Consider the following 11,605-nt stretch of genomic DNA (forward strand, 5'->3'; position numbering starts at 1 on the left):
CGCGATAGACTCAGAAGAGCGCGTTGCCGCTTCACCTGTACGGGTTAGCGGTTGACGGTGAGCGCGTTGCCCGTCTGCGAATGAGCGCCGTTGCCGGAGGCATCCTGCGGATAGTTTGCCGACTGGTCGACAGAGATGATGGCGTTGCTGCCGCCATCGGCCGGTGCTGTCAGCACGATCAGGTTGACGTAATTGTCGGACGACTGAGTGATATTGCCGCCCGTCAGCAGGGTGTTCTGCGCGTCGAACACTTCATTGATGACCTCTTGCCTGCCCGTCGAGGTTTGGCTCAGCGAGCCGATCTTGCTCGAGGTGATCATGTTGGCGACGTTGATGCCGTATTGCTCGATCGTGCCGGGAGCCCCATCCGCAAGATGGACGACATTGTGGACGATCTGCTCGCCGGCAAAGTTGCGCGTTACCTGGTCCACCTCGTCGGAGATCATGATGTTGCCGAAATTCTCGCCGCGCTGACTGACCGCGGAGGCGATGGCCGACATGGCGGCGAGCTCGAGCCTGTTATCCACGCGCTGCTCCGCACCAGTCGGAAAGAGCTGTGACGCCGTGCCAATGGCCAGATCGGCAACCGCATTGTTGGCAATGTTGCGGCCGCTCTGGGTGACCGAGCCAAAAAGGATCCCGAACTCGGCGCTGTTGTCCACCAGTTGCTTCGCGTCGATGCCAAGCGTCTGATTGGCGAAGTTCAACGTGACGGAACGTGTCGAGTTGGCGATGTTGGTGCCGGTTTGGCTGACACTGCCGGAGACGTCGACGACGCCGAGGGCGAGGGTGTTGTTGATGGACTGGGTGCCATTGAAATGCTGCACTACCCTGTCGAGATCGCCATCGTATTGGACGCTATTGATAGCGTTGGCGCCGGATTGGCTGACGGTGCCCGTGACCCCGATCCGCAGCATCTGGGCCATGAAATTGTCGGTCAGGGCCTCGAGCGTGCCGGCCTGCAGCACATTGTTCGCCACCTGTGATTTGTCGCCGTGCTGGTCGATACGGATCGGCCCATCCTGGGCATTGGCCGCCGAGGACAGCAAGATCGCAGCGATGTAGGCAAGGCCATGCCGTCGCATTTTTTGGGTTCCCGGGTCAGCAGGGAGAAAAGAGGCCGCACGCAGGGTGCGGCCTCTTCCGATTTGTCATGGAGCCGTGGGAGTGGCGACGTTGATCGAGTTGGCAATGTTGGTTGCCGACTGGATCGTGTTGTTGACGTCGCCCACCGTGACCAGCAGGTTCTTGGCGAACTGGTCGACATTGGCGAGCTGGTTGACTTCCCAGCCGTCGTAGCAGAGGCAATCAAACACGGCGGGGGTGATCGAACCCACGCTGACGCTGTTCGCGACGTTGGTCGCCGACTGGCCGAGGTCATAGACGTTGCCGCTGAAGATCGCCTTGTTGATGGCGTCCTGGCTGCCATAGGACGTCTGCTTGATCGCTCCGGTGAGCGAGTCGAGATTGACCAGGTTGGCGGCGTTTACTGCGGCCTGCGTAGAAACATCTTCCACGTCGTCTTCCCAGTCCACGGCGTCAGCGTCGTAGCCACCCCATCCACCATAGATGACGTTGACCGCGACCTGGTCGGTGGTCGAGTACTGGTTGACCGTCTTGGACGTTCCGGCCGTCACCGTGTTCACGACGTTGGTGGCGGCCTGCTGCAGATCATAGAGCTTGCTGCCGTAGGTGCCCAGGACAGCGTTGCTGGCCATCTGCGCGTCGCCAGCGGTCTGCTTGGCGGCCTTGACCAAGCTGTCGCTGCTGATGGAGTTGGCAACGTTGGTTGCCGACTGCGTCACGCCCGTCATATCGCTGCTGTTGAAGAACCAGGCGTCGCCGTCGAGCAGGTTGCTGGCGAACTGATAGACGCTGGCGTTCTGCTCGACATTAGCCAAGTCGATGTCGGTCTCGATGTTGACCAGGTTGCCCGCGTTCACGGCTTCCTGCACGATGGTGTTGGCATCATCGATGTCGACGATCAGGTTGATCGCGGTCTGTATGCCGTCGAGGTTCTGCAGGAAGTCCGCGAGGTTCGGCGTGCACCGGTCGGTGGTGCAGAGATAGTTGTAGTTGGTCGCATAGGCAGTCGTTCCGCCTGCAGCGGTGGTCGCGAGCAAGGCCGCCACAAAAAGTGTCTTCTTCATTTCAAGTTCTCCAGGTTTCTCGTGTTGACACCGCTGTCGTCGCCTTCTTTTCGAGGCGTGCGGCAGCAATTACCCTCCAGCCGGGGGTCGTGACGAAGTAACGCGTAGTCATCTCGCGTTGTGGACAGTGGGCTGCAGGGGTTCGGGACAGCAGAACTCAGCTACCGAGGATGCGCAAAGCATTTCCGGGCGGTCGTTGTGTTTCTGCTGAAATTGTCCGCGACGATGGACCGTCGGCCGCGCATCGGGCCAGCCACACAGGACTTATCGTCGGTGCGAAAATGTTAGAAGGCTACAGTCGTCTTCATTGCTAAGTGGCTCCCTCTATTGTTTCCACTCGCCGCATTTCGACCATGAGACTGCCACAACTTTAATCGCGAGTCCACGAGCAGTTAAGTATTGGTTAACGCCAAGTCGTTAGGTGAACCCATTGACTCGGGGTCTACTCCACGGTGGAAAACAAAAAATAGCAGTGGAATCAGATGGATGATCGCGGCACGCTCATTACGTGCCGGTGCGACTGCTCGTTACGGAGGGCCAGTGTGGCTGTCAAAATAATCGAATAATACCAGATATTTAGCGCTGATTTGGTCCTTTCCCTGCGCGACCAATTTGGTGTTCTGATTCGCGGAGCGGAAATAATTTGTCTATGCTTCCGTCTCTACAGAGTTGTATTTGAAGATTGTTTTGTCTTGCTTATTATGTGCTCATCGAGCGAGCACGTCCAACATTTACAGGCGGCCCAAGCCGGTAGATCGCGCTGCTGAAAGAATACAACGCGCTAAGCGGGCGGCCTCCATGTCCGTAAACATTGGAATTCCGGGTGATCTGCTTGGGAGCAAGTAGAGAGGCGCCGCACAGAGGTGTTGTGCTTCTCAGAGTTGGGCTTGCCTTATTCGGGGTCCTGCGGAGGGGCTGCAAAGCACGCCGCCGGGCAGCTTGTGACACTGGCCAAGGCGACCGAGAGTTCCATTTATCGAAACTATCGTTAGATCAATTGCTCTTTTGGAAAGGGACGTTCTCTGCCACGTTTCGGGAAACGAGGGAGGAAGAACATGACCAAGAGTTATCCATTGCGCGCCTTGGCGCTTGCGGCGCTGCTCAGCGTGGCACCAGTCACTGCGGCCTTTGCCAATAAGGCGGACGACACCTTGCGCGTCGCCTTCACCGAAGAAATCCTCGAGCTCGACTACAACTACACCACCAAGCGCGAATACATCATCATCTCGGACCTGATCGACGACACGCTGTTCAGCGTCGATCCGGAGACCAACGAGTTTCTGCCTGCCTTGGCCAGCGGCTACGAATACATCGATGATCGCACCATCGAGGTCACGCTGCGCGACGACGTGACCTTTCACAACGGCAAGGCGCTGACGGCGGCTGACGTCGCCTATACCTACAACTGGATGATCGACCCCGCGAGCGAGTCCAATGCCGGCGCCACCCATGAGAGCTGGCTCAAGAGCGTCGATGTGGTGGACGACCTGACGGTTCGCTTCAACCTCAAGAGCGATTATCCGCTCGCGATCCGCGACCTCGCCAGTCGGGTCCGCATCCGTCCGGAAAACACCTACCATGTGGACGGCGCCGTCGTGCGCAATGCCGCCGCGCTTGAGCCGGTGGGCCTGGGCCCCTATCGCGTCGTCTCGTTCGAGCCTGGCCAGGAACTGGTCCTCGAGCGTTATGAAGACTATTACGCCGACAGCCCCAAGGGCGATCCGGCAATCAAGACGATCATTATCCGCACCATACCCGATATCGGCACGCAGCAGGCCGAACTGATGAGCGGCGGCGTCGACTGGATGTATAATGTGCCACTCGATGTGGCCCAGAGCATGGGCGCGACCCCGGTCGCCGAACACCTGTCCGGCCCCGATCTGCGGGTCTCCTTCATCGTGCTCGACGCGGCTGGCTATACGGACCCCGACGGCCCCTTGACCAAGCAGCTCGTGCGCCAAGGCATGAACCATGCCGTCAACAAGCAGGACATTGCACAGTACCTCGTCGGCGGCACCGCCCAGGCAATCCATACCCCCTGCCATCCGGCACAGTTCGGCTGCGTGCAGGACATTGCCGAATACGAGTACGACCCGGAGAAGGCCAAGGCGCTGTTTGCCGAGGCCGGCTATCCCGACGGCTTCCCGCTCGACCTCTGGGCCTATCGCGAGCGCCCCATGGCAGAGGCGGTCGCCGCCGATCTCGAACTCGCGGGCGTTGACGTCGACCTGCGCTATGTCCAGCTTGAATCGCTCAACCAGGCCCGCGCGAACCAGGACATTCCCGCCTATATCGGCACCTGGGGCTCGGGCGGCACCGCCGATACGGCGGCCATTGCCTCGATCCACTTCAACGAGACCACCGATCGCAATCTGTCGGGCGATGCAGAAGTATCGCAGCTGATCCAGGCCGCGGAGGAGACCAGCGACCAGGACGAGCGGCTCAAGATCTACACGCAAGCCCTCACCATCATAGCCGACCAGGCCTATTGGGTGCCGCTGGTCACCTATTCGGTCAACTATCTGGTCAACCCCGAGCTGGATTTCCCACTCAGCGCGGATGGTCTGCCCCGGCTTTATCAGGCAAGCTGGAAGTAACCGGCAAACGCCTCACGGACTGGCGTGGCCGCCGCCGCGCCGGTCACAGATCGGATTGCAGCCATGCTCAGATACATTCTTCAGCGCGGGGCCCTGGCTCTGGCCGTCGCCCTCGTGGTGTCGCTCGCTACCTTCCTGTTGCTCAATTTTGCAACGGACCCGGCTTCGGCCATTGCTGGTGAAGACGCGACCCCCGAAGTGGTCGAGCGCATCCGCCTTGCCTATGGCCTCGATCGGCCCGTTGCCGTGCGCTATGTCGACTGGCTCGCTGGCGTCGCCCGAGGGGATTTCGGAGAGAGCTACTACTGGAACAAGGGTGTCGGCGAGCTTGTGCTCGAACGGGCCCCCGTCACCATCGCCCTGGCTTTGTCGGCTCTTCTCGTCACCATCGTCATCGCCATTCCGCTGGGGGCCATCGCGGCGCTCAACCCCAATAGCTGGGCTGACCGGTTTGCCCTGACCATCGCCGTTTCGGCTCAGGCCACGCCCAATTTCTGGCTCGGACTGCTGCTCATCATCCTTTTTGGCGTGATGGTGCCCATCCTGCCGATATCGGGTGACAGCACCTGGCAACACTTCGTGCTGCCCGCCTTCGTCCTCGGCTCCAGCTCCGTTCCTGCCGTGATGCGGCTGACCCGCACCGGGCTGATCGACGTCATGGAGTCCGACTACATCCGCACCGCGCGCTCAAAGGGATTTCGTGGCTTCGCCCTGTTGCGCCGCCACGCGATGCGCAACGCCCTCCTGCCTGTCGTCAGCGTACTGGCCGTTCAGCTCGGGCAAAAATTCGGAGGCTCGGTGATCACTGAATCGGTCTTTGCCATCAACGGGCTGGGCCGGCTGGCCCTGCAGTCGATCCTCGGCTCGGACATCCCCACCGTACAGATGCTGATCTTCATCTTCGCCATCACCTTCGTTCTGATGAACCTTTTGGCGGACCTTCTCAACGCAGCCCTGGACCCGAGGATCCGCATCGGATGAGTGTCGAAACCCAGCCCGCGATCGGGCACGAAGAGGCCCTGGCGCCCGCGCCCCGCAATATGCTGCTGCGCCGAGCCCTGGCCCACAAGGGTCTGTTGATCGGCGGCATCGTCGTCGGCGCGCTGCTCCTGGTGGCGATTTTCGCCCCCCTGCTCGCCCCGCACGACCCCTACGCCCAGTCCCTCGCCAAGCGGCTGTTGCCGCCGGCCTGGGAAGCAGGCGGCACATGGGAGCATGTGCTGGGCACCGACCAGGTCGGGCGGGACTATCTCAGCCGGCTGATCTACGGCACCCAGGTATCACTGATCATCGGTTTCGGCGCCGCCACGGTGGGCTTGCTGATCGGTGTAACCCTTGGCATTTGCGCCGGGTATTTCGGCGGCTGGGTCGATACCGTCGTCAGCTTCGCGCTCACCGCCCAACTGGCGCTGCCCGGCCTGCTGCTGGCAATGGCCTTGGTATTCATCATCGGCCCTTCCGTATGGGTGGTGATCGGCATCATTGGTGTGCTGCACTGGACCTACTATCTGGTGGTGACCCGGTCGGCGACACAACGGCTCAAGTCGCAGGACTTCGTCGCCGCCGCCAATGCGATGGGCGCCAGCCGCTGGCAGGTGCTGCGCAGCGAAATCCTGCCCAATCTCTCAAGCCAGATCATCGTGATCTTCACCTTCGAGCTGGGGATCGCCATCCTCGCAGAGTCCTCGCTGTCCTTCCTCGGCGTCGGCATCCAGCCGCCAATACCCTCCTGGGGGCTGATGATTGCCGAAGGCAAGCAGGCCCTGTTCTATCGCCCCAGCCTCGTCCTGTTCCCCGGCCTCATGCTGTTCCTGCTGGTCATTGGCGCGAACCTGCTGGGCGACGGGCTGCGCGACGTCACCTCCCCGCAGGGAAGGAACTGACCATGCTCGACAATCGCACCATCCTGTCGGTTCGCGACCTCGAAGTCGTGCTGTCCACTCCGGCCGGTCCGCTGCATGCCGTGCGCGGCACGAGCATCGACCTCAAGGCCGGCGAGGCCATCGGCATTGTCGGTGAATCGGGCTCGGGCAAGTCCATGACCGCCCTGGCGCTGATGCGGCTGCTGCCGCGCAATGCCCAGGTCAGGGCCAAGGCCATCACCCTTTGCGGCGATGATCTGGGCACAATGAGCGACCGGAATTTCGCCGGTGATGTCGCCGGGCAGAAGGTCTCGATGATCTTCCAGGAGCCCATGACTTCGCTCAATCCGGTCTATTCGATCGGCCGACAGATGACCGAGGCGGCCACCCGGATCGGACGCCTGAGTGGGGCCGTTGCGCGGGAGCGGGCAATCGAATTGCTGGGCAAGGTCGGCATCCCCGATCCCGCCGGCCGGCTGGAGCAATATCCGCACCAGCTTTCGGGCGGACAGCGCCAGCGAGTGATGATCGCCATGGCGCTGATGAACGAGCCGGACCTGATCATCGCGGACGAACCGACCACCGCACTCGATGTCACCGTCCAGGCCCAGATCATGGACCTGCTGGCCGATCTGCGGCGCGAATTCGGCATGGCCATGATCCTCATCACGCACGATCTGGCGGTGGTGGCCTCCAGTGTCGACAAGGTGGCGGTGATGTATGGGGGCGAGATCGTCGAACAGGGTGCCTGTGCCGAGGTGCTGCACCAACCGATGCACCCCTATACGCGCGCGCTCCTGGCCAGCGCGCCAAAGCTGTCGGACGTGCCGCATCGGCTTGGCGCCATTCCGGGGATCGTCCCGTCGCTGATCGGGGATGTGGACTACTGCGTCTTCGCCTCCCGCTGTGCGCAGGCCCGGGCCGTCTGCCGCACTAGCCGTCCTCCCCTGCTCGCGCTGGGTGGCCGCAGCTACGCCTGCGTGCTCACGCCCGAGGAGATCGAGCAGTTGCCGCCCGCCCAGCCCGATGTCGAGATGCCCCCGCTAAAGGCCGCGCCCGACACCGTGATCATGGAGGGACAGGGCATCGAGAAAGTCTACGACATCAAGCGTTCGATCTTCGCGCGAGCGCAGAAATTGCACGCCCTGGACGATGTCTCCATCGATATCCGCCGCGGCGAGACATTTGCCCTGGTGGGGGAAAGCGGCTCGGGCAAGACGACGCTCGCCAAGATCCTCCTCGGGCTCAACCCCGCCAGCAATGGCCAGGTGCTGCTCGAAGGCGAACCGATCACCAGCATGGACCGGCTGCGGCGCGCCCGGCTCGTGCAGCCGATCTTTCAGGACCCCTATTCGTCGCTCAATCCGCGCCACACGATCGGCAGGTTGATCGCCCGGCCGCTTGAAATCCACGGCATCGGCGATGCCCGGAGCCGCGAAGCTGCAGTGGTGGAGGTGATGGAACGGGTGGGCCTGCCCGCGCGCGTCATGCACAACTATCCCAATCAGATGTCGGGTGGGCAACGCCAGCGCGTGGCGATCGCCAGGGCCCTGGTGATGAAACCGGCAGTGCTGGTGTGCGACGAGCCTACGTCCGCACTGGACGTCTCCGTGCAGGCGCAGATCCTCAACCTGCTGTCCGACCTGCAACGGGACCTGGGCCTGACGTATCTGCTCATCACGCACGACATCGGCGTGGTGCACCAGGTCGCCTCGCGCATTGCCGTGATGTATCTGGGGCAGATCGTCGAAACGGGGGAGGCAGCCGATGTGCTCTCGGCTCCCCGTCATCCCTACACACAATTGCTGCTCTCCTCCGTGCCTGAACTGCACGGCGTGAGGAAGGTCCGGCATGCCGGTTCGGCCATCGTCAGCAACCCGCTCGACCTGCCGCCCGGTTGCCGCTTCTCGGCACGCTGCCCCTATGTGGTGCAAGACTGCCGGGCCGAGGACCCGGCGCTACGGCCGGCCCGCACCGGCCCGCAACTCACCCGCTGTATCCGCGACGAGGCCATCATCCATGACCGTTCGTGATGCCGGCCTGGCGCCGCAGACGCTGTTTTCCCGCCCCAGTCTCTGGCAAGCCTGGCTCGACGTAGAGGCTGCCATGGCGCAGGCCCAGGCCGAAATCGGCATGATCCCGCAATGGGCGGCCGACGAAATCGCCAGCAAAGCGCGCCTCGACCTGTTTGACCTCCACGCGCTCGAGCGGTCGGTGGCTGAAACCATGGCGCCTATCGTGTCGCTGGTTCGCGCGTTGACCGGTCTCTGCGGCGATGCCGGCCGCTATGTGCATTGGGGCGCCACCACGCAGAACATCATGTCGACCGGCATGTTGCTCCTGGTGCGCCAAGGCCACCGGCAGATGCTCGGTCATCTGGCCAGTGCGATCGACGTCCTTGGCGGTTGGGCGGAAGAACATGCCGAAACCCTCATGGCCGGACGCACCAACAACCGGCATGCCCTGCCGATCAGCTTCGGCTTCAAGGTGGCAGGTTGGATCGAGGAGCTGTCGCGCCAGGACCAGCGCTTTGCACAATGCGAGAAACGCCTGTTCACGCTGTCCTTCGGGGGCGCCATCGGCGCCATGCACTCCTTCGAGGGCAACGGCGCTGCGCTGGCGGTGGCCCTCGGGCGGCGGCTGGATCTCGGGCAGGTGCTGGTGCCCTCCCGGGCCTCCATCGACACCCTGGCGGAATATGTGTCGACGCTGGGCCTGTTCGCCATGTCGGCGGGGCGCATCGGTAACGAGCTCTACCGCCTGATGGCCAACGAAATCGATGAGGTGGCCGAACAGCTCGGCGACCTCGTCATCGGCAGTTCCACCATGCCGCACAAGGTCAACCCCAAGTACGTCGTGCATCTGATCTCGACGGCCGCACAATTGCGCGCCTGCGTCGCTCCCGCGCTCGAGGCGGGCCTGCCTGGTCATGAGGGGGACGCCGCGAGCAACCAACTCATGTCGCGGACGCTTGAAAACGCCTCCATGCTCGGTTGGGACCTGGCGAAGCGGCTCGAGACGACGCTGGCGCATATCGAAGTCAGGCCCGCAGCGATGTCCGATAATCTTCGGCGCAGCGCCAACGTCATTGCCTCGGAAAACCTCATGATGGTGCTGGCGCCCAAGATCGGCCGCTCCCAAGCGCACGATGTGGTGCACCACGCCGTGACCGTGGCGACCCGCGATGGCCAAAGCCTGGTGGATCTGCTGCTGGCCAATGACAAGATCTCTGCACATTTCGACCGCGCCGTGCTTGAACGGGCACTCGATCCCGCCAACTATCTGGGCGAAAGCGCAGCCATTGCCCGCCAATCGGTTTCGCTGGCGTCCGAGGTGTCCAGCGAGTTGCGGCAACGCCTGCCCCGCCAGGACCCACAGCAGACGGGGAAGCAGACCGCTTGACGCTCTATCATTCCTTTGATCCTGCCCAGGGGCACGGCCTTCCCCATGATCCGATCAAGGCGATCATCGCGCCCCGGCCGATCGGGTGGATCTCCTCGGTCGGGGCGCAAGGCGCCGCCAACCTGGCGCCCTACAGCTATTTCAACATGTTCTGCCACAGGCCGCCGATCCTGATCTTCGGCAGCGAAGGACGCAAGGATACGCTGGCCAATGTCGGCCAGTCGGGCGGCTTTGTGTTCAACCTGGCAACGCGCGACCTGGCCGAACAGATGAACGCAACTTCCGGAGCCTATCCGCCGGACACGGACGAATTCGAAGTGGCGGGCGTCGGAAAACTTGCAAGCGAGACAATCGCCGCCCCAAGGGTGGCAGGCGCCGCGGCCGCCATGGAGTGCCGGTTGCTCGACATCCGGCAGTTATACGATCTCGACCGAAAGCCGGTCATCAGCCAGTTGATCATCGGCCAGGTGACGCGGGTCCACATCCGTGCAGATCTGCTGGTGGATGGCCTGTTCGACCTCGTCCGCGCCGGGACCATTGCGCGCTGCGGCTATCGCGGAGACTATGTGCAGGCTACCCAGATGTTCGAGATGTTGCGTCCGCAGCCCGACTGATACGCGCGGCCAGCTGCCGCCGGAGGCCCCGATTTGAACCTGCGATCGTTGCGCATCTTTCGACGCATTGTCACCCTTGGTTCGCTGGCCCAGGCCTCGCGCGAACTCAACATCTCGCCCTCTGCCGCCAGCCGGCTGGTCTCGCTGCTGGAGGCCGAGCTGGGCCTCGTCCTCTTCGCGCGCCACAAGCGGCGGCTCGAGCTGACTGAGGAGGGCGACCGCTTCTACAAGGAGACGGAGCATATCCTGCGCGGCCTCGATGAGATGAGCGCGGTCTCCCGTGATATCCGGCAACAGACCAACAACCGCCTGCGGCTGGTTACGGCGGCGCCCCTGGCCATGGGCGTCATCGCGCCCACTCTGGTGCGGATGCGGCGCCAGGGCATTCAGTTCGAATGCGACATCAATGTCGAAACCCGCTTCGGCATCGAAAGCATGGTGGCTGCCCGGGCCTACAATTTCGGGATCATCTCCGTCCCGCTGGAAAACGCCATCGTCGAACTCACGGTGGAACCGTTTCTCGAGGCGAGGATGGGCGTCCTGATGCCCTCGGACCACCCGCTGGCCGGACAGAGCACAGTGGCTCCCGAAGACCTGGTCGGTCAGCCACTGGTCGCCTTGCGCAAGGGGCAGCGCTGGCGTGACCGGATGGACCAGGTTTTTTCAGGCGCCGGGCTTTCCCCACCCATCCCCTATGAGACCACCTCTACACCCGTCGTCACGCAACTGGTGCGAGATGGATTGGGTCTCACCATCGTTGATCGAGTCTGTGGCCGCATTCGGCCCGGGGAGCCGCTGGTGCTGCGTCCCCTGACCCAGGACCGCTGGGTGACATACGCCACCATCCACCCGCGCGGCGCGCGCCCCGCGCTGGAGCAGAATTTCGTCCAGAGCATGCGAGAATTCATTACCGCCGAAAGGCAGTCAGCCCCCGAAGTGGCTGACAGCCTGCGCCTGATCAACGCGTAAGCAGAATCCGC

The 11,605-nt window shown here is 62.7% G+C and carries 9 protein-coding genes; 7 read left to right on the top strand and 2 right to left on the bottom strand.

What is annotated here, in order from left to right; genetic code table 11:
* Positions 1–44: 44 nt before the first annotated feature.
* Both IC608_RS14000 and IC608_RS14005 read right to left on the bottom strand, forming a co-directional pair.
* Entirely contained in the window at positions 45–1,085 is a 1,041-nt protein-coding gene (locus IC608_RS14000) for a hypothetical protein (RefSeq protein ID WP_191776685.1), read from the bottom strand.
* A 66-nt stretch (positions 1,086–1,151) separates the two neighbouring features.
* Positions 1,152–2,150 carry a hypothetical protein gene (locus IC608_RS14005; protein ID WP_191776687.1) on the bottom strand — a complete coding sequence of 333 codons (999 nt, stop codon included), beginning with the start codon at positions 2,148–2,150 and terminating at the stop codon, positions 1,152–1,154.
* Positions 2,151–3,205: 1,055 nt separating this feature from the next.
* On the opposite strand from IC608_RS14005, the gene IC608_RS14010 reads away from it, so the two are divergent.
* From IC608_RS14010 to IC608_RS14040, 7 genes are all read left to right on the top strand, one after another.
* A complete protein-coding gene (locus IC608_RS14010; protein ID WP_191776689.1) occupies positions 3,206–4,747 on the top strand; it encodes an ABC transporter substrate-binding protein in 1,542 nt (513 codons plus the stop codon).
* Positions 4,748–4,810: 63 nt separating this feature from the next.
* Positions 4,811–5,728 carry an ABC transporter permease gene (locus IC608_RS14015; protein ID WP_191776691.1) on the top strand — a complete coding sequence of 306 codons (918 nt, stop codon included), beginning with the start codon at positions 4,811–4,813 and terminating at the stop codon, positions 5,726–5,728.
* Positions 5,725–6,630, top strand: a complete 906-nt coding sequence (locus tag IC608_RS14020; protein WP_191776693.1) for an ABC transporter permease — start codon at positions 5,725–5,727, stop codon at positions 6,628–6,630. Before IC608_RS14015 ends, IC608_RS14020 begins: the two co-directional genes overlap by 4 nt.
* Before the next feature lie 2 nt (positions 6,631–6,632).
* Positions 6,633–8,642: a dipeptide ABC transporter ATP-binding protein gene (locus IC608_RS14025; protein WP_191776695.1), complete on the top strand. Its 2,010-nt coding sequence runs from the start codon at positions 6,633–6,635 to the stop codon at positions 8,640–8,642.
* Positions 8,629–10,011 carry a lyase family protein gene (locus IC608_RS14030; RefSeq protein WP_191776697.1) on the top strand — a complete coding sequence of 461 codons (1,383 nt, stop codon included), beginning with the start codon at positions 8,629–8,631 and terminating at the stop codon, positions 10,009–10,011. Before IC608_RS14025 ends, IC608_RS14030 begins: the two co-directional genes overlap by 14 nt.
* Positions 10,008–10,625 carry a flavin reductase family protein gene (locus IC608_RS14035; protein WP_191776699.1) on the top strand — a complete coding sequence of 206 codons (618 nt, stop codon included), beginning with the start codon at positions 10,008–10,010 and terminating at the stop codon, positions 10,623–10,625. Before IC608_RS14030 ends, IC608_RS14035 begins: the two co-directional genes overlap by 4 nt.
* A gap of 33 nt (positions 10,626–10,658) precedes the next feature.
* Positions 10,659–11,594 (top strand): LysR family transcriptional regulator, encoded by a 936-nt coding sequence (locus IC608_RS14040; RefSeq protein ID WP_191776701.1) that lies wholly within the window; start codon positions 10,659–10,661, stop codon positions 11,592–11,594.
* The last annotated feature ends 11 nt before the right edge of the window (positions 11,595–11,605 follow it).

The sequence above is a fragment of the Devosia oryzisoli genome (genome assembly GCF_014837245.1).
GTDB classification, from domain to species: Bacteria; Pseudomonadota; Alphaproteobacteria; order Rhizobiales; family Devosiaceae; genus Devosia; species Devosia oryzisoli.